We start from the raw sequence: 21,782 nt of genomic DNA on the forward strand, positions 1-21,782 counted from the left end.
AACGGTGTCTATGAGCGGCTTCGAAATTCATACGCGGTGATCTTGATCAGTGCGCATGAATTTCGAACCCGCGAGTTACGACACTTAGCGCTGGGCGTGCCGTTCAAGCGCTGCATCGCTGAAATCCCGTCGTTCAAGGCGAAGCGCGGTTATCGGTAGGTCTGCCTAGAGAAAAGCGCGCTCAGCCTTGAACGAGCGGAAGTGGAGTCTCTGTCGCGGGGCTGGCCCCATGGGAGAATCAGTTCCATGGTGTCCTCGGTCCGCGCAGTCCACTTCAGCCCTACGCATGACTTCAGCAAAGAGCCGATGCCCTCGATCACGCTCATCGAGGGCATCGGCGTCGCCGGTGACGCTCATGCAGGGACGACCGTTCAGCATCGCAGCAGAGTGGCCAGGGACCCGAGCACACCGAACCTCCGACAGGTCCACCTCATCCATGGCGAACTCTTCGACCACCTCAGCGACGAGGGGTTCACGGTGGAGCCGGGCAGCCTCGGGGAGAACATCACCACGGGCGGAGTCGATCTGCTCGAACTGCCGGTCGGCACTCGACTGAGAATCGGTGAGGCGACGGTGGTCGTCACCGGCCTGCGCAACCCGTGCCGTCAGATCGATGACCTGCAGCCTGGCCTGATGAAGCGCCTCGTGTTCAAGGACGACGATGGCCATGTTCGCCGGCTTGCCGGAGTCATGGGCATCGTCGCCCGGGGCGGGGTCGTTCGTCCGGGCGACCCGATCGCCGTCGAGCTTCCACCCCTGCCGCATCATCCGCTTACCACCGTCTGATGACGGGGTCCTAATCGATCCCATCGGAGACTCCGGCCGCGGCTGAGTCGGGAACGCGCCCAGCCGCAAGTAGCCCGGTCCCTGGGTGGCAGTTGCGGTATTCGAAGCGCCCGCGAGCGCGCTCGATGACGAATACCTCATGGGTGAGTTTGAGGTGGCCAGAACCGCCGTGCTCGCCGAGGTAGCGCATCGCTACCCCGAAAATTGCCTTGTGCGTCGGGTGATCTTTCGCCCAGGCGTCGAGCTCGGCCATGCTCCGCCACCAGCTCAGCCCGAAGCTCTGGTCAATTGCGCGCCCCGAATCGTCGAGGACCCTCGCATACCGATTGGCGATGCACCCGATCTCCGTCCCTGCGGAAGTAAGGTAGTCCATTCCCGCCCGCAACGTCGGTTCGACCTCATCGAGGTACATCTCTCGCTCCTTACCGGAGGTCTCGGACCAGTCCTGGCCCGACCGGATCAGGCAGAGATTCTCGACCTCATGGACAACGAGGCTTCCCGCCAAAACATCGGTGACTCCGGGTTTCGGATCGAGTCGGTCCCGCTGCGCGGCCGGCATCCTATCCCGGGCGCTCCCCCAATACCCGTGTTCGCGGATCTCTCCGCTGAGAGCGTCGGCAAGGTGTCCGACTCCCTGCACATGGTCTGAGGAGTAGAGAGTCTCGACCCGATCGAGCGAGGGGCGGATCTCTTCGACGAAGAATCCCCAATCGGGTCGGGATTCAGAACCTTCCAACCACCGGCGACGGAGACGATCGGCACTTCCGTCCGCCCACCCGTCGAGATAGCAGATGATCATCCGGTTGAGCGCGCCAATCTCGTCGACACACTCCGACTGATCCCGAAACACCACCGCCTTGGCGCGGTCGGTTCCTTCCAAGAAGGCGGTGCAGTGCTTGTCGAAAGCAGCCTTCGTCGTCTGCCGCCCGCGTGCCTGACCGGCCGACGCCGAAGCCGCAGGTGCCTGGACACCGAGGATGAGCAGCGTCAGGTCGGTCCGTGACGGATCGAACCGCGCGGAGTAAGAGGGGTAGGGCGGCTGCCACGCTTCCTTCATCGCCATCGGGCACGTCCGCTCGCGGACGAGGTGCTCGGGGATCGCCGATTCGAAGGCAACCATGATCAGGCCTCCACGGCAAAGAGGTCCGCTGCCGGCTCCACATCCGCCTGGGTGGCTACGTCCACGGTCAGAGGCAGGGGGTTGCGGTTGATGAGGAGCCGGAAGACATCGGGACGCGAGTAGTGGCCGACAGGGTCGGCCGCGGACTTCGCGATCGCGATGAGGGCCGGATCCAGTTCGGCGTAGAGGATGCCTTCTTCGTCTGGACGAAGCGGCGCGGCGAGTTCGGAACCCTCTGGTCCGTAGATCCTCGCGTGGCCGCCGCCAGAATTGAGCAGATGCCGCTTCGTCTCCGTGTCGCAGAAGGTCTCGATCGCCGACTGTCCGACGACGGCGCAGGGAGCGAGCACGAAAGCCTGTCCTTCGGCAGCGTAGACGCGACTGGCCGCAGTGTTCACTTCTGGACTGAGCGCCTCAGCAGCTCCCTCGTAGATGGAGAAGGACGGCCAGGCGCCGACGTGGATCTCCTCGTTCTGGGCGTACAACGAGTATTTCGTCAGCGGCTGGAGATGCTCCCAGCAGTTCAGCGCTCCGATCCGACCGAGTGGCGTTTCATGGACCTGCAGGTCGGAACCGTCGCCTTCTCCGAAAACGGTCCGCTCGACGTGGGTGGGCTTGAGTTTGTGCCTGACTGACTGGAGTTCGCCGCCCGCGTCGATGAACGCTTGTGCCATGTAGAGGCTGCCCCCGGCCTTCGCACTGTAGCCGAGGACGACGTATACGCCCGCCTCACGGGCGGCGGCGCAGATGCGCTCCATCTCGCGACCGTGCGTGTCCATCGAGTTCTGCGCGTAGCCGGGGACGAATCGCATGCCGTCGGCAGGCGAGTCCAGCCAGATCCACCAGGGATATCCGGGCACGAAGGTCTCGGGGAAGGCGACGAGTTCGGCTCCATTGGCCGCGGCCTCGCGGATGAGCGCGATGGTTTTCTCGACCGTCGCGTCGAGATCGAGCCAGACCGGTTCGGCCTGGACTGCTGCGGCGGTGATCGTCCGTTCCATAATGACTCCTCAACTGATGTGATGTATGCCACTTCAGTCTCTGAGCCGATGCGGGTGCGGTGCTGACCAAACCTGCCGCGGTCAGTGACGAAATCTGCCGACCCGCCGAGGTGGTCCTCCGCAGCGCTGGCGTGCGAGCCTAGCCGACGCGTGAGGTCGAAATTTCAACCCTGGGTCGGAAACGTCAAGTACTGTCTGCGGCCACGGTCAGTTTTCGGCGAGGAACCGCCTCGGCGTCGTGCCCGTCTCCGCGCGAAAGGCACGAATGAACCCGGATTCGCTGTCGAAACCACACCGCCCCGCTACGGCTGCGACGGTGACGTGCGGATTTGTGCGGAGGAGCTGCTTGGCGGCCTCGATGCGCATCCCGCGCATCACGCTCGAAACCCCAGCTTCGGGGAACAGACGATAGAGGGAGCGCACTGACAGATGCGCGTCCGCGGCGAGACGTTCGACAGTCCAGGCAGGGTCGGAGAGTTCGCGTCGCATCGCCGCCTCCACGCGCTGACGCAAGAAGCTGTCGGGCAGAGGGGTCTCGGACCCTTGGGCGTGTGGATGCAGCATCTCCGACAGGGCGCCGAGGACGTGGTCGACCATCGGGTCGAGACTTGATCCGCCCTCGCTCAGCTGGTCGCTCATCGTCAGCAGCAGCTGGGCGATGACTCCTCCGGGGCTGCCGCGACCGTGAGCATCGGCAGTGATCGCTCGAGTGTCGTCGACGCCGACGGCGGTCTTGGGGAGCTGGACGACGAGTTGACGGAACTCGCCGGGGAAGCGCAGGCGGTAGGGCCGGGCGCTGTCGTACAGCGCGATTCCACCGGGCACGAGGCGAGCGACGCGACCGTCCTGTTCAACGAAGCCTTCACCCTCGCGTTGGATCGAGAAGAGAAGGAATTCGTCCGAGGCGCTGGCGGCGAACCGGCGGGTGCGGACCACGTCCTGCGGGGAAGCGCAGACGGTCGAGAACTCGAGTTCACCCAGGACTTCCCGGTTGATCTCACCGTGGAACGGCGCGTCGTTCCGGTGTCGCGCGGAGAGTTTGACGAAGGTCTCGCAGATGAGGTCGGTCCACACCTCGGCAGCGTCGTCCGGCGACGCCTCGGCCGTAGACAGGGTCTGTGCGGTGTAGGTTCTCACTACTCGTCCCCCTGTTGCGTTCGGCGCAGACTCCGTTGCATGCGTGTGATTGAGGGAATCATAGCCTGAGTCGACGTCGACGCAGAAGCCACCGAGCTCTTCGCTGTTGACGATGAGCTCGGTGGCTTTGCACTGGGCGGAAGCGGTGGGATTCGAACCCACGGTGCGGGGTTGCCGCACAACGGTTTTCAAGACCGTCTCCTTCGGCCGCTCGGACACGCTTCCTTCGGTTCTTCCATGCCTGTGACAGCGATGGAGCGAACCCGGCCTGCTCGACGCGAGGTCGAGCCACCATAGTTTCTCACAACCGCAACAGCATCTGCCAATTGACGGTTCAGGAGAGGAGGTCAGTCCTTCTTGCGCTTCTTCATCCGGTTCCGCTTACGCTCAGTGCCCAGTAGGTCATCGAACACGGACCCGCCGGCAGGCTTCGAATCGTCCCGGGACTTGTCCGCTGATTCGTCGGGCCGTGCCGCGGAATCGTCGCGACTCTTGTCCGGCCGCTCGGAGATCTGCTCGCCGAATGTTCCGCGGTCGCTGCCGGAGTTCTGCGAACGTTCGCTCCACGTGTGGCCGAGCTTCGGTGCGTCCTTCGGCTTGGCCGGCTGCGATTCGTGTCCAGTGCTGTCGGCGTCCTCCGAGGTGGCGCCGCGCGCCGCGAACGAGGCCGGAACTCGTCGGACCGGAGCTTCCGATTCTTCCTCGTCGACGAATTCCTCGTCTTCAGCAGGAGCTGGAGCCACTTCGGGTGCATCGTCCTGGGGCGGGACCACGGTCGAGTCCTCGACATCGTCGATGTCGGAATCCGCGACCGCGTCAACGGTGTTCTCCGCAGTATCGGCGACCTCGACCTCGTCCGCTTCGATTTCACTGGCTTCGGTCTCGTTGGTCGCGGAGTCCCCGGCTTCGGGCTCACCAGCTTCAGACTTGTTAGTTGCCAAATCCTCGGAGCCTGAGTCCTCGGAGTCTGAGTTCGCGATCGCAGCTGCGACGGCGCCGGAGGTTCCACGGGGCGCCGCAGAGACCGACTCCGAATCGGCGGCGGTCGCCTCGTCGGCGGGTGGAGCCACGGCGAACGCATCGCTCGACGCGACTTCCGCATCCACTTCCGAGTCCTCGGCAACAGCAGCACCGGCTGCGTCGCCGGAAGCTGGAGAGTCCTCGGCCGCATCGGACCCCGCCTCGCCGGAATCAGACCAGTTGAGGCGGGCCTCAGCAGCCTCCTCGGTGCGGGCGGGCTTGCCCTTGAGGACGAGGGTGAGCGTGGCCAGCGGCACGGACAGCCAGTTCGGGCGGTTGCGCAGCTCGGTGACGACCTCGACGAGAAGCCGGTCGACCAGCGCCGCGCGCAGCACGGGATCGCTCAGCCCGATGCTGTCGCCGCGCGCCCGCGAATATCCGGACAGCAGCGAGTTCTGGACCTGCGAGGCCCACAGGTACTCGGGCGAATCGAAGATCGCGCGCAGCGCTCCCGGATCGTTGCCGAAGCCGCTGACGACCAGCGAGCCGTCCTCGGAGTCGAGCGCGTCGGTGCGCTGCAGACGAGCGAAACCAGCAGCGTAGTCGATGCTGCGCAGCAGAGCCACGAGGTCGAAGGCGGCGGGCTTGGGGTCCGAGTCCGTCGAGTCCGTGAACTTCACGACCGAATAGCCGTCGGTGGACGAGCTGACCACATGGTCGAGCGTCAGCTCGCCGTGGATCTTCTGCAGGGTGCCGATGGTTTCGAGGCTCTGCAGCCTGGCACGGTGGCCGCGCAGCTCCGGCACCAGCGAATCCAGGGCCAGGGGTGCCCGGCCCAGCGCCCAGTCGATGCGTTCGACCCACTTCTGCACCAGCTGCTTCGTCGGTTCTCCGGCGCCTTCGACGACACCGAACTCGGCGGCCATGTCCGTGTGCAGTTCGCCGATGCGCCGCCCCATCTCTGCGGCGTGGGCGTTGTAGGCCCCGATCGAACCGGAGTCGACGGCGCACACCGTGTTCACGGCTTCTCGCCATGCGGGTTCGGCGTCGACATCGACGTGGGAGAGCAGCGCCATCGGCGCCTCCATCTCCTGGACCTCGAACATGTCGTACCAGCGGCCCGAACCCCAGCCGATGACCTCGGGCACGCTGCGCGAACCCGCCTCGGTGAGCAGAACCGGAATCGTCAGCGACGACGGCATTCCGTTCTCGAGGACGCGGAAGAACGAGAGCTCCAGCGGCTCGTATTCGTCGTGGATGATGACGGTCGACTTGTGCTGCCCGGAGTCCGAGACCTCGATCGGGCGGATCTCGACGGGCATGACGTCCTCCGCCCCCACCGTGAGGTCACCAATCGATGGCTTCGGTGGGACCGCCTCGGCGGCGGTGTTCGTCGATCCATTCGCCGAGGCGGCCGCCCCGTTCGCGGTCACGGGGAACGGCATGGGCGCACGGTCCCGGGCCTCGGTCTTCTCCTGGCTGTGGCGCAGGGACTCGGTGGACAGCTGCCCCCCGTCGAATACCTTGCGCTTCGTGATCGCGTCGGCCATGAGGTTGACGAAGACGGGATCGGCGGCGCCGTCGTAGACGTAGACGGTGCCGAGCGCGAGGTCGTCGACGCGGCCGATGAGGGCGTGGCGCAGGTGCATGTCCTCGGCACCGCGCAGGGTCAGGGGGATGTTGAGGCGACGCAGGGTGGGACCGTCGCCGACGGAGATGACGGTCACGAGACCGGCGAAGCCCCCGAGCTCCTCGGCGGTGCAAGTGAACGCGCGGGCCACCGACATGGGGGTGATGTCGGGGTCGGTCCCGAAATCTGCTGCGAGCTTGGGAAACCACGGCTGTCGGGGTATCCAGCTGGCTAACAGTTGTTCGAGCTCACTGCTGATGGCCATGACGTCTCCTAGAAGGGATTACGGGCATCCTCCATCCAATCATGATATGGGGTATTCGCGGTCCAGGGCGCACCCGAAACCCCGAAGTCGGGAGCCGAATCACCGGGTTCGGGTAGGTGCGAGGCGAGTACGGGAGGGACACGGGACGGTCCTTGCGGGGCGGGCCGGGGCGGGTTCTCAGCGGCCCGCGGCTGTCCTCATATCGATACGAGTTGCCAAATAGCAAGACAAAGGGCGCACAATAGTCTGGTGGTTGAAACAGACATGACTCCCCAGAAGCTCACACTCGCCGGCGAGGTCGAGGCGGCTGCGCTGCGAATTTCCGATTCTGTCATCCTGTCGCCACTTCAGATCTGCGAGCGGTTGACGACCGCGACCGGTTCCACGGTCTACCTCAAGCGCGAGGACCTGCAGATGGTGCGGTCCTACAAGATCCGCGGCGCCTTCAACTTCATGCTCCAGCTCGATGCCGACGAACGCGCCCGCGGTGTCGTCTGCGCCTCGGCGGGCAACCATGCCCAGGGCTTCGCCCGCGCCTGCAAGGAACTGGGAATCCAGGGCACGATCTTCGTACCGAAGACGACACCGAAGCAGAAGATCGAACGCGTTCGCCACTTCGGCGGGGAACAGGTGACGATCGAGATCGCCGGCTCCACCTACGATGACGCCTCGGCGCTGGCGCACCGGTTCGCCGAACGCAATGAGGCACTCCTGGTCTCCGCCTTCGACGATATGCGCACCATCGCCGGGCAGGGCACCGTGGCCGCCGAGATCCACGCGCAGCTCGAGACCGACCCCGACTACATCATCGTGCCCGTCGGCGGCGGCGGAGTGCTCGCGGGAATCGCCGCCTATGCGGCCGAACGGATGCCGAACACGAAGGTCATCGGCGCCGAACCCGCCGGAGCCGCCTCGATGATCGCAGCGCTCAAGGCCGGCCACCCCGTGACCTTGGAGAACATCGACCGTTTCGCCGACGGCACCGCAGTGCGCCGGGCCGGCAACATCACCTATGACGTCATCGCCGACCTCGGCCTCGACATCCGCCCCGTCGCCGAGGGCGCGGTGGCCACCGAGATGCTCGATATGTACCAGGTCGACGGAATCATCGCCGAACCCTCCGGTGCTCTGGCCTCGGCCGGGATCGGCGGCCCGGACTCGGACAAGCCGATCACGATCGAACCCGGGTCGACCGTGGTGTGCCTGGTCTCCGGCGGCAACAACGACATCTCCCGCTACCCGGAGATCCTCGAACGCTCACTCGTCCACGAAGGCCTTAAGCACTACTTCATCGTCGACTTCCCGCAAGAGCCCGGTGCCCTGCGCCGGTTCCTCAACGAAGTGCTCGGTCCCGAGGACGACATCGCGATGTTCGAGTACGTCAAACGCTCCGACCGGGAGACCGGACCGGCGTTCGTCGGCATTCAGCTCGGCTATGCCGAAGACCTGCCGAATCTGCTCGAGCGGATGGAGGCCTCGAATATCGAGGTCGAGCGCGTCCACCAGAACTCGCCGATGTTCCGCCTCTTCGCCTGAGCGGCTTCGCTGCCGCCCTGCCTCATCCCGAGTCGCCCTCCACCGAACCCCACCTCGCGGATGCCCCTGCCCACTCGCGCACCCAGCTACTAGAGTGGACGCATGCGCGCTATCACGATCTCCTCCCCCGGTGAGCCCGAGGTCCTGCAGGTCACCGACGAACCCACACCAGACATCGCCGCCGACGAGGTCCTCGTCAGCGTCCATGCCGCCGGCGTCAACAGGGCCGACCTCCTGCAGCGCCGCGGATTCTACGATCCCCCACCAGGGGCCACCGAGATTCCCGGCCTCGAGGTCTCCGGCACGATCGAAGAACTCGGCGCCGACGTCACCGGCTGGTCCGTCGGCGACCGGGTGGCGGCTCTGCTCTCAGGCGGCGGATACGCCGAATACGTGCCCGTTCCTGCAGGTCAGCTGCTTCCCGTCCCCGCCGGCTTCGACCTCACCGAGGCGGCCGCCCTGCCCGAGGTGCTGTCGACCGTCTGGTCCAACATCGTCGGCCGCGCACAGGTGCAGGCAGGCGAATGGCTGCTCGTCCACGGCGGCGGCTCCGGAATCGGCACGGCCGCGATCCAGATCGCGCGCCACCTCGGCGTGAAGATCGTCGTGACCGTCGGCTCCGAGAAGAAGGCCGAATTCTGTCGCGAACTCGGTGCCGATGCCGTCATCAACTACCGCGAAGAGGACTTCGTCGAACGCGTCCGCGAGATCTGCACCCACGACGACGGGTCGACCGGAGCCGATGTCATCCTCGACATCATCGGCGCGAAATACCTCGAGCGCAATATCAAGGCGTTGGGCACCGACGGCCGCCTCGTCATCATCGGCATGCAGGGCGGAACGAAGACCGAGATCAACCTCGGCTGGCTCATGCAGCCGCGCAAGTCAGTCTCCGCCACGACCCTGCGGGCGCGGCCGAAGGACCAGAAGATCGCCATCGTCGCCGAGGTGGCCGACCGCCTCTGGCCGGCCGTGATCTCGGGCGACATCCGCCCCATCATCCACGAGGCCATGCCGCTGGCCGACGTCGTCCGTGCTCATCAGACGCTGGAGGACGGGGCGAACATCGGAAAGGTTCTGCTCATCGTCGATGAGGAAGGTGCATGAGCAATGACTGAGAATCCCGAGTCCTTAGGCGGCATCCAGAACTCCGCGGGTGACACGAGCACTTCGGACGCAGCGAACACAGACGAGGCGGGGAACGCGAACGATGTGTCGAACGCCGACGGAGCGCAGTCCGGCCTCGCCAAGGCGCAGCACGATCAGGCGGATGTCTCGTCACCGGCGAAGGTGATGCGCATCGGCACCATGGTCAAGCAGCTGCTCGAGGAGGTCCGTGGTACCGAGCTCGATGAGAAGGGACGCGAGCGCCTCGCCGAGATCCATCGCCGCTCCATCGACGAACTCGAAGATGGGCTGTCGAAGGACCTCATCGAGGAGCTCGAGCGCCTCGACCTGCCCTTCGACTCGGCCGACGGTCCCCCGACGACCTCGGAGCTGCGGATCGCCCAGGCTCAGCTCGTCGGTTGGTTAGAGGGTCTCTTCCACGGCATCCAGACCGCGATCATGGCACAGCAGGCCATGGCCCAGCAGATGGCCGGTCGCGGCCAACTGCCTCCGGGAATGGTTCCGCCCGGAATGACGCCGGCCGACGGGCAGCCCGGCGAAAAGAAGGAGTCGGACCGCGACGATCGCGGCACCGGCAACTATCTGTGAAGCGCTTCTTCTACGGTCTGCGCAAGAAGGCGACGACGGCCGCGGTCAAGGACGATGACCGGTTCGGCACCGGTCTGTGGCGCCACAACCGCGACCGCTTCATCCGCGCCGTCGACCGGTACTACACCACCGCGGTGGCCCTCCACGAGTCACGCGACTCCGGTGGCAGCGCCACGTCGGGAGCCGCCTCGGCGGGATCATCCGACGGCTCGGCCACGGCCGCCTCGGCGAAGGATCCGATCGACGTCATCGTCGACGGCACCCACCGGCTCAACGCGCTCGTCGACGTCGTCGACGACCTCACCGCGTCCCTCCATGCCCGCCACCCCGTCACCGGTCAGGTGGTGCCCGGGCCGGCTCGGCAGGCCGTCGGCGACGCACCGGAGCTGCTGACGAAGGCCTCGTCGAAGGTCGGCGAGGCGGTGCTCGCGGCGTCGATGGCACGGTCGGACGGGCCATCGGGACGGTCGATCGACTCGAGCGCCGAGGCCACGGTTCGGTTCATCACGGATGCCGAGGAGCTGCTGGGGCGGGCGCGGGAGATTCTCGCTAGGGTGGAGGCATCATGAGACCTCCGATCAGCCCCGATATCCTGCCGCCGGATGACTTCGACCTCGGCCTTGTCGCCAGCGATATCGACGGCACTCTGCTGCTGAACTGGAAGCCGATCTCGACGGCCACGATCGATGCGATCCACCGCTGTCAGGATGCGGGAATCCCCTTCGTGCTCGTCACCGGGCGGCCCATCCGATGGTTGGCGCCGATCGCCGAGCAGATCCCCGACCTCGGTCGCGTCGTCTGCCTCAACGGGGCGGTCGTCTACGACATCGCATCGCAGTCCGTCGTCGATGCCCACACCATCGATGCGCAGACGCTGACGGAGATCACCGCGGCGGTCCGCGTCGATCATCCCGAGGCCCGGTTCGCCTACGAGACGCTCAACGGCGGTTTCATCGACCGGGAGTTCGTCACCGGCCGACCGCGTGAGGCCAGGATCATCGACGATGTCTCCGAACTCGCCGGCGAGGACGTCGTCAAGGTGCTCGTGCGTCTGGAGACGAGCGATTCGCAGGCGATGCACGACCTCATCGATCCGCTCGTCGACGGCACCTGTCATGCGTCGTTCTCCGAACCGGACAACGGCCTCGTCGAACTGGCACCGCGTGGGATCACGAAGGCGAAGACGCTGTCGGATCTGTGCGACCACCTCGGAGTGGCGCGGGCGCAGGTGATGGCGTTCGGGGATATGCCCAACGACATTGAGATGCTGTCGTGGGCCGGGCACGGGGTCGCCATGGGCAATGCGCTGGGGTCGGTCAAGGCGATCGCCGCGGCCGTGACGGAGGCAGTCGACGACGACGGCGTCGCCCGCTACCTCGACGCCGTCTTAGACACCCGCCCCAACTGACCCCAATTACTACCTGACGGCGGCCCAGCTACCTCGCGCGAGGTTGCTGGGCCGCCGTCAGGTAGTAATTAGGGGCGGGTGTTGGTGGTGCCCTCTGCCTCGAGGAGCGCTGAGTCGAGGCTGAAGTAGTCGACGAGGGCGGTCGCCAGTCCGTCGTCGTCGACCGAGTCGGTGACCACGCTCGCGAGCACCTTGAGTTCGTCCTTCGACTGCCCCATGACGATTCCGTGTTCGACCCATTCGATCATCTCGAGGTCGTTGAGTCCGTCTCCGGCCCCCACAGTGTGAGCGTGCTTGACCCCGAGTTCCTCGGCCACGATCTCCAGACCGCTGGCCTTCGAGACCCCGTCCGGGGCGATGTCGAGCCAGTTGCTCCAGCCCACCGAGTAGCTGACCTCATGCAGTCCGAGCGAGTCCACGGCGGCGGCGAACTCCTCGGCGGTGCCGTTGACCTCGCGCATGACGATGCGGGTGGCCCGCTTGGTCAGCAGCTCGTCGAAGTCGACGATGTCGAGTGTGTCGGATTCGGCGAGTTCGCCGACCGGGAACGCCCCGGACGCCCACCGGTGCAGGTCCGGATCCTCGACGAGGAACAGCGCCGTCGGCAACGCCGCGTGCATCTGCTCGAGCGCATCCTTCGGGTCGAAGGACACGACATGGTGCAGCTCCCACCCCAACGGCAGCTCCGGGTCGAGGCGGACGACGACGGATCCGTTCGAGCACACGACGAAGCCGTGCTTGAGGTCGAGCGCGTGGACGACCTCGAGCGCGCCCGGCAGGGCACGGCCGGTGGAGACCACAAGGTGGTGGCCCTCCTCGGCGAGCCGATCGAGCACCTGCTTCACCGACTCCGACAGGGTCCCGTCGTAGCCGACGATCGTGCCGTCGACATCGAGTGCGATGAGGTGCGGGGTCAATGTGTCTCCCAACGTATGCGTGAATCTTCTTGTCGTCGTTCTTCCCGGCGCCGAGGCGACCGAACCCAACCGAGTCCCGCCGAGTTCCGCCGCACGGTCAGTTCCCCGCGTCCCGGCACAGGCTCAGTAGCGCGGTCCTTCCGGTCCCTGTGCGGTCATCCCGCCGAGGTAGGGCCGCAGTGCCTCGGGCACCGTGACCGAGCCGTCCGCCTGCTGATGGTTCTCGAGGATCGGCACGAGCCAACGCGTGTTGGCCATGGTTCCGTTGAGGGTGGCGACGGGCCGGGTCGATCCGTCGCGGCGTTCGCGGATCTGCAGGCGGCGGGCCTGGAATGTCGTGCAGTTCGACGTCGAGGTCAGTTCCCGGTAGGTGCCCTGAGTCGGCACCCAGGCTTCGCAGTCGAACTTGCGGGCGGCCGAGTCACCGAGGTCGCCGGCGGCTGTGTCGATGACCCGGTAGGGCAGCTCGCACAGTCCGAGCATCTTCTCCTGCAGGGACAACATCCGCTCGTGTTCGGCTTCGGCGTCCTCGACCGGGACGTAGGCGAACATCTCGACCTTCTGGAACTGGTGGACGCGGATGATTCCGCGGGTGTCCTTGCCGTAGGAGCCGGCCTCGCGGCGGTAGCAGGAGGAGATGCCGGCGTAGCGCAGCGGACCGTCGGAGAGATCGATGATTTCGTCCATGTGGTAGCCGGCCAGGGGCACCTCGGAGGTGCCGACGAGGAACAGGTCGTCGGCTTCGAGGCGGTACACCTCATCGGCGTGCTCACCGAGGAACCCGGTGCCGCGCATGACTTCGGGACGGACCAGGGTCGGGGTGATGGTCGGGCTGAACCCGGCCTCCTCGGCGACGTCGCGGGCGAGGTTGAGCAGAGCCATCTCGAGCTTCGCGCCGAAACCGGTGAGGTAGTGGAAACGCGATCCGGAGACCTTTGTTCCCCGCTGGGTGTCGATGGCCTTCAGCTTCTCACCGATCTCGAGATGATCGAGCGGTTCGAAGCCGTCTTGGGTGAAGTCGCGGGGAACGCCGACGGTCTTGAGCGTCACGAAGTTCTCTTCGCCGCCGGCAGGGATGCCGTCGATGATGAGGTTCGGGACCTTTGACACGAGCTGGTCGAAGGCGAAAGTGGCTTCTTCGGACTCCGCGGACAGCGACTTCACGGCCTCGGACTTCGCCTTGCCCTCGGCGATGAGTGCCGGCTTGTCCTCTTTCGGTGCCTTCGCGATCTGGGAGGAGAACGACTTCTGATCCGCTCGTGCGTCTTCGAAGGCGGTGATGGCCGCGCGACGAGCGGAATCGGCGGCGATGACCTCGTCGATGAGCTCGACGGATGCCCCGCGAGCCTCCTGCGATGCCTTGAACAGGGCCGGGTTGTCTCTGAGAAGCGCTAGATCGATCACCCTCTCAGCTTAACGGGCCGGGCGTGTTTTCGACATTCGGCACTCAGCCTGCACACGACCGGAGCACTGTAGATTTGGGACATGATCATCGAGTTGGACCCCCTGATGACCTGGGTCATCGTCATCGGTGCCCTCGCCGTGCTCGTGGCCGCGTTCCTCATCGGCCGCCGCAACGGCGTGCGACGCACGCTCAACACGATGAGACGCTACGTCCACCCGGCGAACCTCGCCGACGAGGCAGTCGATGATGCGGCCCGATACCGTGCCGCGCTCATCGTCAATCCCACAAAGACCGATGTGCGCAAATTGGCCACCACCGCCGAGGCGATCTGTCGTTTCGAGGGATGGAACCCTCCGCTCGTGCTCGAGACCACCCCCGAGGATTCCGGTGAGGGGGCCACGGTCCGTGCCCTCGACGAGGGAGTCGACGTCGTCATCGCCGCCGGCGGGGACGGCACCATCCGCGCGGTCGCCTCGGCGCTGGCCGGCACCTCCACTCCGCTGGGGATCGTGCCGTTGGGGACCGGGAATCTGCTCGCCCGCAATATCGACCTCGTCCTCGACAAGACGGAATGGGCGCTGCGGATCGCGCTGTGGGGACGCAACCGGGAGATCGACGTGGGGACGGCGAAGATCGCCCCCGACGGCGATACCCATGTCTTCACCGTGATGACCGGACTCGGCTTCGACGCCGCGGTCATGGCCGATACCAATGACGATCTCAAGGCCCGCCTCGGATGGCTCGCCTACGTCGAAGCGGGATCGCGGAAGCTCACCGGCAAACCCAGTCATGTCAAGGTCACGTTCGACGACGAATATCGGATCTCGGCCAGGGTGCGTTCGGTGCTCGGCGGCAATTGCGGCCGATTGCAGGGAGGCATCCAGCTGCTGCCGCAGGCCGTCATCGACGACGGCATGCTCGACGTGCTCATCGTCAGCCCGAAGAACCTCGGCCAATGGGTCGGCGTGCTCGCATCGATCGCCGGCCGCCGAGCCTCACGCGGGCTGCACACGAACATCCGGAAGTGCCGAAAGGTCGTCATCGAAGCCGGCGACGAGGTCGATATTCAGATCGACGGAGACCCGCTGGGACAGTCGTCCTACCTGGAGATGGAGGTCGACCCCTCCGCCCTGACCGTCCGCGTCCCCACCGTCGAACAGCGCAAGCAGATCCGCGCCGAGGCGTGGCCGGTCTAGCTCAGAACCGCTGAATTCGCGCGGCCGACGCGTCCCCTCGCCGAGGCGGCACTGACAGCCATTCTTTTACCGACGAGTAGGTCACGAAACGGTTAAAGAAATTCACCTAAGTGTTACCGCTTTTAAACCTGAACAAAACGTACAGAAATAGTTTGGAAAACCCTCAGAACCTAGGATGAGTGCCGTATCACACCCCTCGCCACAGAGATTGAAGGCACTCCAATGAAGAAGATCATCCTCGCGCCGGCAGTCGCGCTCGCGTTCACCGGGCTTGTCGCGAGCCCGGTCGCTGCCGCGGAATCGACGTCTGCCCAGTCCGCCTCCACGCAGAAGGCCGAGCAGAAGAAGGTTGAAGCCGCAAAGGCCGAAGCCAAGAAGAAGGAAGAGGCCAAGAAGGCCGCGGCTGAGAAGGCCGAAGCCGAGAAGAAGGCAGCCGCGGAGAAGGCGGCAGCCGAAAAGAAGGCCAAGGAAAAGGCCGAGGCTGCCAAGAAAGCCGCCGACAAGAAGAAGGCGGACGAGAAGAAGGCCGCCGAGGACAAAGCGGATAGGAAGGACGAGGCAAAGAAGCCTCCGAAGAAGGTCGATCCGAAGCCCGCTCCTGCCCCCAAGGACGAGGACAAGGACTCCAAGGACGACGACAAGTCCGAGGACAAGGCCAACCCCATCAACGCCTCGGTGCAGGTCACCTCGGGTGAAGTCACCGCCGAGGAGCTCCACGAGGACGGTGTGACCGTCAAAGTCACCGGCCTCGAGAAGGGCGACAAGGTCGCCGCCAAGTCCGGACTGACCGGTCCTGCCGTCACCGCTCAGGGTTCGACCGCGACCCTGAAGCTGCGTTCCTCCAAGAGCGCCGAGTCCCTCACCTCCGGCCAGCAGAGCCTTGCCGTTCAGGTCGAGCGCAAGAATGCACAAAGCGTCACGGAGACAACTAGCTTCTCGTACGCCCCGTTTGCAGATGACGGGACCGCCCCGATCGACGCCAAACTCTCGGTGTCCCCAAACGAGATCACCGCAGAAGATCTCGCCGACGAGAGCAAGGGCGTCGACGTCACTGTTACCGGCCTTGAAAAGGACGACACAGTTTCTGACAGCCTGACCGGCAAAGAGAAGACTGTGCAAGCCGATGGTGATTTCACCTTCAGCGTCTACTACAAAGGCGACCCCGCGGATCTCGAAAAGGGCCCCGTCGATTTCACCGTCACCATCGACCGTGAGGACGAGGAATCAAAGACCCTCAACGGCACCATCAACGTCGTCGACGAAACCAGCGAGGTCGACCCGACCGTCAAGGTCGACTCGAAGAAGATCTCCCTCGAGGACTTCAAGAAGGACGGTCTGAAGTTCAGCGGATCCGGGTTCACCCCGAACGGAACCGTCAGCGTCAAGGGCGAGGCTGTCTCAACGCAGCGTGCCGCCGCACCGCAGGCCGACGAACTGCGCGCTGACGAAAACGGTGATGTCGAAGGCGTTGTGACCGCTCCCGAATCTCTCGAAGCCGGCACCTACTCGCTGACTTTCATCGACGATGAGACCAGCACCGCCAGCAACTCCGTCGAGGTCACCGTCACCGACGAAGACGAGGACGTCGTCGATCCGATCGATGCTTCGCTCAAGGTCGATCCTAAGGAGATCACCGCAGAGGATCTCGCCAACAAGGACAAGGGCGTGACAGTCACCGTCTCGGGCGTGAAGAAGGGCGACACGATCACTGACTCGCTCACCGGCAACAGCCAGACCGCAGAGGCTGACGGTGACTACAAACTCCACCTCTGGTACGAGGGCAACCCCGCGAACCTCGAGGTCGGCAAGGTTCCGTTCACCGTCACCATCGACCGCGAAGGCACCGAGTCGGAGACTCTCAACGGCAACATCAACGTTGTCGGTGAAGACGATGGTGAGACCGAGGCTCCCGCCGAGGCGACCTTCAAGGTCTCACCGAAGACGATCGAGGCGGCGGACTTCGCCAACGAGAAGAAGGGCGTCACCCTCGCCGTCGAGAACTGCGAGCCCGGCGCAGATGTCCACTTCGAGGTCAACCCGAAGGGCATCAACGTCACGGCCTATGAGAACACCGTCAAAGCTGACGACGAAGGCAATGCCTCGGTCAACGTCTTCGGCACCTCGTCGGATGTCTCCGCCTACGTCGGTGCGTACACCGCAACCGCAACTTGCGGCGACGACACCATGAAAGACTCCTTCACAGTTACCGAAGGCGCCAATGGCGGCGGATCTGACGGCGGGGACAACGGCAATGCCGGCAACGGCGGTGGAGATGACGGCAGCCAGCTGCCTCGCACCGGTGCCGACCTCGGTGGACTGACGACGGGAGCCCTGCTCCTCCTCGTCGGTGGTGCCGCGATCGCACTGACCGGCCGCAAGAACAAGTTCGGACAGACTCCGACGAGCTTCTGATCCGAGCCAGGCGGATGACCTGAATCGAGAGGGAGGGGCGGCTCAGCACACGCTGAGCCGCCCCTCCTTCTGTTCTGCAGTCTGTGACGAACCGGGTGTTCAGGGTGAATGAAGAATGAACTCTGCAACAGAGCCGACGTCAGTGCTGAACAAAACGACCACAACTATGTGTGTGGTGAATGTTGCATTACTGTTACATTCGTAATACTTCACACCCAGCTGTAATTTTCTAAGGAAATACATGAAGAAGCTCGCCCTCGCCCCCGCGGTGGCCATCGCCATCACCGGCCTGGCCGCATCCCCAGTCATCGCTGCTCCCGGTTCGGACAGCTACTCGCACACTGTCGTCAAGAACTCCGGCGACGCCCAGGAGAGCACTCCTTCAGAGTCGCCTGAGGCTGAGGCGCAGGCCATCGAAGCGAAGGTGACAACCTCCCCCAAGGAGATCACCGCCGAGGACCTCGCCAACAAGGACAAGGGAATCGTCGTCACGATCACCGGTCTTGAAGCCGGAGACAAGATCTCGGATTCGCTCACCGGCGAAGCCGGAACTGCTGAGGGCGATACCTTCGAATACAACATCTACTCGACTCAGCCCGCCGAAGACATCGAGAACGGCAAGGTCGACTTCTCCGTCACGATCACTCGCGATGGCGAGGAGCGCACCTATGACGGGCTGAGCTTCTCCGTCGTCGACGACACAGACGAGCCCGAGGCTCCCGAGGTCGACCCGAAGGTCTCGCTCAACGCCGACAAGTTCACGGAGAGCGAGTTCGCAGAGAACGGCATCAAGGTCACCGGCGAGGGCTTCACCCCGAACAGCAAGGTCACCGTCGTCGGCGGCAACGCAACGTCGCCGTTCGCGACCAAGGAAGTCGAAGCCGACGACAAAGGAAAGATCTCCGCAACCCTGAAGTTCGAGGGCGACGAAGCGCTTCCGGCCGGCGACTACTCCGTCTGGGGCTTCGACCAGGAGTCGGAAACCAACTCCCCGGCTCAGGACTTCGTCATCACCGAAGACGAGACCGAAGAGCCCACCGCTCCGGTTGAAGAAGCCAAGCTGACCGTCTCCCCCGAGTCGATCACGCCTGCTGACTTCGTCAAGGAAGACAAGGGCGTCACGCTCGCCGTCGAGAACTGTGAGCCCGGTGAAGACGTCCGCTTCCTCGTCAACCCCAAGGGCGAGTCGAGCGTCACCGCCTTCGACAAGACCGTCCAGGCTGACGACGAAGGCAAGGCCAACGTCAACGTCTATGGCACCAGCGCCTCCAACGCATCGGCCTACGTCGGCGAATACGACGTCACCGTCACCTGCGGCGATGACGAACTGATCGGTGACTTCTCGGTCGAGGAGGACCCGAACGCCGGCGGCGGCGATGAAGACGGCAACGGTGGAAACGACGATGGCGACAACGGAGATGCCGGCAACGGCGGCGACCTGCCCCGCACCGGTACCGAGCTGACCGGCCTCGTCGGCGGCGCCGGCCTCCTCCTCATCGGTGGAGTTGCAGTCGCCATGACCATGCGCCGCAAGAAGGTCGCCAAGGATCCCGCTGAGATCTGATGGCGACCGACTTGAGAACGTGCCGGCTCGACTGAGCCGGGCGTGAGTCGAAGAAGGGCGCGAACCCAGTTGGGTTCGCGCCCTTCTTCGTATCTCAGCGGCTAAACATCAGCGGCCAAACATCTGCCGCCGGGCAGAAGACTGCTCAATCCATGCGGTCGTACCTCGAGCGCAGGGCGAGGAAGACTCCGTAGAGGACCAGGCCCAAGCCCACCGCCAACAGCAGGTACGGCCCGAACGGCTGATCGCGCATGCCCTTGAGCGCACCGTCGATACCAGTGAACTCCTCCGGATCACCGGTCGCCGCAGACACCACGATGAGGATGCCCACCGACAGCAGCGTCGCACCTTTGCCCAGATACCCGACAACACCGGTGAACCCGACGAGGAAGCGGGTGAACGCGCTGCGCGGCCGACGAAGCTCATCTTTCCACTTCCGGCGCAGACCATTGATACAGAACACGATGCCGATGAGCGCAATCACGGCGCCGGCAGCCATGAGGATATACAGTCCGCCCGGGGCCTTCGCCACGGTCGTCGAGGCCTGTGAGCTCGCTTTGCCCGAGTCCGATCCTCCGCCGAAGACGAACTGGGAGAAGGTCGCGGCAACCACCACATAGGCAATGGCAGAACCGACCGTCGAGAAGAAGTCGATCCACTGTTTCCTCCCCTGCTTCTCCTGCGGGTCGCGAGTTCCGGCACCGCGCAGCGACGACGCACCGAAGAACGCGTTGACCAAGCACCACAACGCCATCAGCGCACAGCCGAGGAAGCAGATCACGATCAGCACCAGGCCGAAGGGCTGTGAAGCGATCTGTCCGACCGCTCCGGCCTGGTCGGCTTCGCCGCCGCCCTGCCCCAGGCCGATCGTCACGGCCGTCGCACCGAGGATCGCGTGGACCAACCCGTTGGCAATGAAGCCCGCGCGGGCCACACGCTCGAACCAGCGGCTGTCCGCGGCTTCCTGAGCCGCCGAATCGGCACTGTCGGCGACCTGTCGAACCTTCTCTTTCTCGTTCACAGAGTCAGTGTCGCACAACACGTGTACTTTTCTGCGCCGCAATGAACTGGATTCGTCGAGCAACGCGAAAAGGCGGAGTGCGCACCGAAAGTTCGGTTCGCACTCCGCCTCGGCGCCGTTTTCAACGTCCCAGTCGGGCCTCGTCAGGATCAGCCGCGTCGGTACCGGTTGTACAGCACCAGAGCTCCCGGCTCAGGGCGACCCTGTGGGCGTCGTCCCCTCGAGATCGAGACGACGTCTCCGCCCACGGTTCCGGCCGCGAAGACACGCGCATCGCGTTCCTGCGCCGACCGGCGTGCCCGAACCTCGTCCTCAAGCTCCTCGTTGCGGCTCTTGAGCGCATCGACCTGATTCTGCAGGTCGATGATCTTCTTGATCCCGACGAGGTTGACTCCCTCGTCCTGCGACAGCTGCTGGATCAGTCGCAGCTTGGCGATGTCCTTCCCGGAATAACGCCGGCCCCGGCCCGCAGTGCGTTCCGGAGAGACGAGACCCAGTCGGTCATACTGCCGCAGCGTCTGCGGGTGCATGCCCGCCAGATCCGCGGCCACCGAGATGACATACACCGCCGCACTCGATGAAATGTGCATTGTGATTCACCACCTCAGCTGGCCTTGGCTTTGTCCAGCAAGCCGGCGCGTGGGTCCTCACCTTCAGTGGCGGCTTTGAACGACTCGACCGCTTGCTTGGCTTCCTTGGACAGGTTCTTCGGCGCCACGATCTCGACTGTCGCCAGCAGATCGCCGGTGCCCTTCTTCGTCTTCACACCTTTGCCCCGCACGCGCAGGGTCCGTCCCGACGGTGTACCCGGCGCGACCTTGACCTTGACAGGCATTCCGCCCAGAGTCGGCACCTTGACCTCGGCGCCGAGAGCCGCCTCGTCGAAGCTGATCGGCAGATCCATCCGCAGGTTGTCACCATCGCGGGTGAAGACCGGGTGCGGGCTCACGTGCACGGTGAGGATGACGTCACCGGGCTCGCCGCCGTTGGGGCTGGCCTTGCCCTTGCCGGCCAGGCGGATCTTCTGTCCGTCCTTGACCCCGATCGGGGTGCGCACGGTCAGCGGCTTCCCGCCGGGCATGTTCAGCTTCACCGAGGCGCCGTCGATGGCTTCGGTGAACGACAGCGTCGTGCTCGACTTGATGTCGCCGCCCTTGACCGGAGGCTGGTAGCCGCCGTATCCGCCGCCACCGCCGAAACCTCCGCCGAATCCGCCGAGCAGATCCGCCAGGTCCGGGGGAACGTCTCCCCCGCCGCCGTAGGTCGTGCGGGTCCGGGTGCGTCCGCCGCCTCCGAAGAGGTCGGAGAACACGTCGTCGAATCCGCCGCCGGCAGCCCCGCCGGGTCCACCGGAACCGGCGCTGAACCTGGCACCGCCGCCCATGGCACGGACCTGATCGTACTGGGCCCGGGATTCCTTGTCGGAGAGCACCTGGTGGGCCTGGCCGATCTCCTTGAACTTCTCCTCGGCCTTCTCATCACCGGGGTTGGCGTCCGGGTGATACTTGCGCGCGAGCTTGCGATAGGCCTTCTTGATCTCGGCATCGGAAGCATCCTTGGAGACGCCGAGGGTTTTGTAGAAGTCCTTGTCGAACCAATCATTCTGAGGTCCGGTATTCACCTGGCACCTCCTTTCCTTCCAATCAATCCTGTCATCACGGTATTCACTTGTCCTCTCACAATCCGCACCCCCGGGGCAATGCCCCGA

The 21,782-nt window shown here is 64.8% G+C and carries 18 protein-coding genes and 1 tRNA gene; 9 read left to right on the plus strand and 10 right to left on the minus strand.

Annotation, left to right across the window (positions count from 1 at the left end):
* Nucleotides 1-246: 246 nt before the first annotated feature.
* Nucleotides 247-786 carry an MOSC domain-containing protein gene (locus AC239G_RS16485; RefSeq protein ID WP_487489325.1) on the plus strand — a complete coding sequence of 180 codons (540 nt, stop codon included), beginning with the start codon at nt 247-249 and terminating at the stop codon, nt 784-786.
* A 10-nt stretch (nt 787-796) separates the two neighbouring features.
* Here AC239G_RS16485 and AC239G_RS16490 read toward each other — a convergent pair whose 3' ends face one another.
* The 5 genes from AC239G_RS16490 to AC239G_RS16510 form a co-directional block, all read right to left on the minus strand.
* Nucleotides 797-1,906 carry a phenylacetaldoxime dehydratase family protein gene (locus AC239G_RS16490; protein ID WP_487489326.1) on the minus strand — a complete coding sequence of 370 codons (1,110 nt, stop codon included), beginning with the start codon at nt 1,904-1,906 and terminating at the stop codon, nt 797-799.
* 2 nt (nt 1,907-1,908) lie between these two features.
* Nucleotides 1,909-2,907 carry a carbon-nitrogen hydrolase family protein gene (locus tag AC239G_RS16495; RefSeq protein WP_487489327.1) on the minus strand — a complete coding sequence of 333 codons (999 nt, stop codon included), beginning with the start codon at nt 2,905-2,907 and terminating at the stop codon, nt 1,909-1,911.
* A 207-nt stretch (nt 2,908-3,114) separates the two neighbouring features.
* Nucleotides 3,115-4,206, minus strand: a complete 1,092-nt coding sequence (locus tag AC239G_RS16500; RefSeq protein ID WP_487489328.1) for an AraC-like ligand-binding domain-containing protein — start codon at nt 4,204-4,206, stop codon at nt 3,115-3,117.
* Nucleotides 4,182-4,269, minus strand: a tRNA-Ser gene (locus tag AC239G_RS16505). The genes AC239G_RS16500 and AC239G_RS16505 overlap by 25 nt, the downstream gene beginning before the upstream one ends.
* A gap of 122 nt (nt 4,270-4,391) precedes the next feature.
* Nucleotides 4,392-6,899: a maltokinase N-terminal cap-like domain-containing protein gene (locus AC239G_RS16510; protein ID WP_487489329.1), complete on the minus strand. Its 2,508-nt coding sequence runs from the start codon at nt 6,897-6,899 to the stop codon at nt 4,392-4,394.
* 264 nt (nt 6,900-7,163) lie between these two features.
* Here AC239G_RS16510 and ilvA point away from each other — a divergent pair, with 264 nt between their 5' ends.
* From ilvA to AC239G_RS16535, 5 genes are all read left to right on the plus strand, one after another.
* Nucleotides 7,164-8,435 carry a threonine ammonia-lyase IlvA gene (ilvA, locus tag AC239G_RS16515; RefSeq protein ID WP_139468263.1) on the plus strand — a complete coding sequence of 424 codons (1,272 nt, stop codon included), beginning with the start codon at nt 7,164-7,166 and terminating at the stop codon, nt 8,433-8,435.
* 102 nt (nt 8,436-8,537) lie between these two features.
* The gene (locus tag AC239G_RS16520; protein WP_487489330.1) at nt 8,538-9,542 is read left to right on the plus strand and encodes an NAD(P)H-quinone oxidoreductase; all 1,005 of its coding nucleotides are present in this window, start codon (nt 8,538-8,540) and stop codon (nt 9,540-9,542) included.
* A 3-nt stretch (nt 9,543-9,545) separates the two neighbouring features.
* Nucleotides 9,546-10,151: a proteasome activator gene (locus AC239G_RS16525; protein ID WP_487489331.1), complete on the plus strand. Its 606-nt coding sequence runs from the start codon at nt 9,546-9,548 to the stop codon at nt 10,149-10,151.
* On the plus strand, nt 10,148-10,720 hold the full coding sequence (locus tag AC239G_RS16530) for a hypothetical protein (RefSeq protein ID WP_487489332.1): 573 nt from the start codon (nt 10,148-10,150) through the stop codon (nt 10,718-10,720). The genes AC239G_RS16525 and AC239G_RS16530 overlap by 4 nt, the downstream gene beginning before the upstream one ends.
* Nucleotides 10,717-11,559, plus strand: coding sequence for an HAD family hydrolase (locus AC239G_RS16535; RefSeq protein WP_376905986.1), 843 nt, complete (start codon nt 10,717-10,719; stop codon nt 11,557-11,559). The genes AC239G_RS16530 and AC239G_RS16535 overlap by 4 nt, the downstream gene beginning before the upstream one ends.
* 68 nt (nt 11,560-11,627) lie before the next feature.
* On the opposite strand, the gene AC239G_RS16540 is transcribed toward AC239G_RS16535, so the two are convergent.
* On the minus strand, nt 11,628-12,476 hold the full coding sequence (locus tag AC239G_RS16540; protein ID WP_139467942.1) for an HAD family hydrolase: 849 nt from the start codon (nt 12,474-12,476) through the stop codon (nt 11,628-11,630).
* A gap of 123 nt (nt 12,477-12,599) precedes the next feature.
* Nucleotides 12,600-13,880 carry a serine--tRNA ligase gene (gene serS / locus AC239G_RS16545; RefSeq protein WP_139467941.1) on the minus strand — a complete coding sequence of 427 codons (1,281 nt, stop codon included), beginning with the start codon at nt 13,878-13,880 and terminating at the stop codon, nt 12,600-12,602.
* An 81-nt stretch (nt 13,881-13,961) separates the two neighbouring features.
* Between serS and AC239G_RS16550 the strand changes: the two genes are divergently transcribed.
* The 3 genes from AC239G_RS16550 to AC239G_RS16560 all read left to right on the plus strand — a co-directional run bounded on the left by AC239G_RS16550 (nt 13,962) and on the right by AC239G_RS16560 (nt 19,053).
* Complete coding sequence (locus tag AC239G_RS16550) at nt 13,962-15,077, plus strand: diacylglycerol/lipid kinase family protein (protein ID WP_487489333.1); 1,116 nt, start codon at nt 13,962-13,964, stop codon at nt 15,075-15,077.
* Nucleotides 15,078-15,299: 222 nt separating this feature from the next.
* The gene (locus AC239G_RS16555) at nt 15,300-17,489 is read left to right on the plus strand and encodes a hypothetical protein (RefSeq protein ID WP_487489334.1); all 2,190 of its coding nucleotides are present in this window, start codon (nt 15,300-15,302) and stop codon (nt 17,487-17,489) included.
* A 241-nt stretch (nt 17,490-17,730) separates the two neighbouring features.
* Nucleotides 17,731-19,053: a lipoprotein 17-related variable surface protein gene (locus AC239G_RS16560; RefSeq protein WP_487489335.1), complete on the plus strand. Its 1,323-nt coding sequence runs from the start codon at nt 17,731-17,733 to the stop codon at nt 19,051-19,053.
* Nucleotides 19,054-19,198: 145 nt separating this feature from the next.
* Here AC239G_RS16560 and AC239G_RS16565 read toward each other — a convergent pair whose 3' ends face one another.
* From AC239G_RS16565 to AC239G_RS16575, 3 genes are all read right to left on the minus strand, one after another.
* Nucleotides 19,199-20,074: a DUF1206 domain-containing protein gene (locus AC239G_RS16565; protein ID WP_139467939.1), complete on the minus strand. Its 876-nt coding sequence runs from the start codon at nt 20,072-20,074 to the stop codon at nt 19,199-19,201.
* Nucleotides 20,075-20,223: 149 nt separating this feature from the next.
* Nucleotides 20,224-20,664: a heat shock protein transcriptional repressor HspR gene (locus AC239G_RS16570; RefSeq protein ID WP_062241058.1), complete on the minus strand. Its 441-nt coding sequence runs from the start codon at nt 20,662-20,664 to the stop codon at nt 20,224-20,226.
* A 14-nt stretch (nt 20,665-20,678) separates the two neighbouring features.
* Nucleotides 20,679-21,695, minus strand: coding sequence for a DnaJ C-terminal domain-containing protein (locus tag AC239G_RS16575; RefSeq protein ID WP_139467938.1), 1,017 nt, complete (start codon nt 21,693-21,695; stop codon nt 20,679-20,681).
* Between the last annotated feature and the right edge of the window lie 87 nt (nt 21,696-21,782).

Source organism: Brevibacterium sp. Lmc1 (genome assembly GCF_057654315.1).

What these genes read in the sequence shown, in the direction of transcription:
- AC239G_RS16485 (WP_487489325.1), top strand. Translation starts at nt 247, where the DNA reads ATGGTGTCCTCGGTCCGCGCAGTCCACTTCAGCCCTACGCATGACTTC.
- AC239G_RS16490 (WP_487489326.1), bottom strand. Translation starts at nt 1,906, where the DNA reads ATGGTTGCCTTCGAATCGGCGATCCCCGAGCACCTCGTCCGCGAGCGG.
- AC239G_RS16495 (WP_487489327.1), bottom strand. Translation starts at nt 2,907, where the DNA reads ATGGAACGGACGATCACCGCCGCAGCAGTCCAGGCCGAACCGGTCTGG.
- AC239G_RS16510 (WP_487489329.1), bottom strand. Translation starts at nt 6,899, where the DNA reads ATGGCCATCAGCAGTGAGCTCGAACAACTGTTAGCCAGCTGGATACCC.
- ilvA (WP_139468263.1), top strand. Translation starts at nt 7,164, where the DNA reads ATGACTCCCCAGAAGCTCACACTCGCCGGCGAGGTCGAGGCGGCTGCG.
- AC239G_RS16520 (WP_487489330.1), top strand. Translation starts at nt 8,538, where the DNA reads ATGCGCGCTATCACGATCTCCTCCCCCGGTGAGCCCGAGGTCCTGCAG.
- AC239G_RS16525 (WP_487489331.1), top strand. Translation starts at nt 9,546, where the DNA reads ATGACTGAGAATCCCGAGTCCTTAGGCGGCATCCAGAACTCCGCGGGT.
- AC239G_RS16535 (WP_376905986.1), top strand. Translation starts at nt 10,717, where the DNA reads ATGAGACCTCCGATCAGCCCCGATATCCTGCCGCCGGATGACTTCGAC.
- AC239G_RS16550 (WP_487489333.1), top strand. Translation starts at nt 13,962, where the DNA reads ATGATCATCGAGTTGGACCCCCTGATGACCTGGGTCATCGTCATCGGT.
- AC239G_RS16555 (WP_487489334.1), top strand. Translation starts at nt 15,300, where the DNA reads ATGAAGAAGATCATCCTCGCGCCGGCAGTCGCGCTCGCGTTCACCGGG.
- AC239G_RS16560 (WP_487489335.1), top strand. Translation starts at nt 17,731, where the DNA reads ATGAAGAAGCTCGCCCTCGCCCCCGCGGTGGCCATCGCCATCACCGGC.
- AC239G_RS16570 (WP_062241058.1), bottom strand. Translation starts at nt 20,664, where the DNA reads ATGCACATTTCATCGAGTGCGGCGGTGTATGTCATCTCGGTGGCCGCG.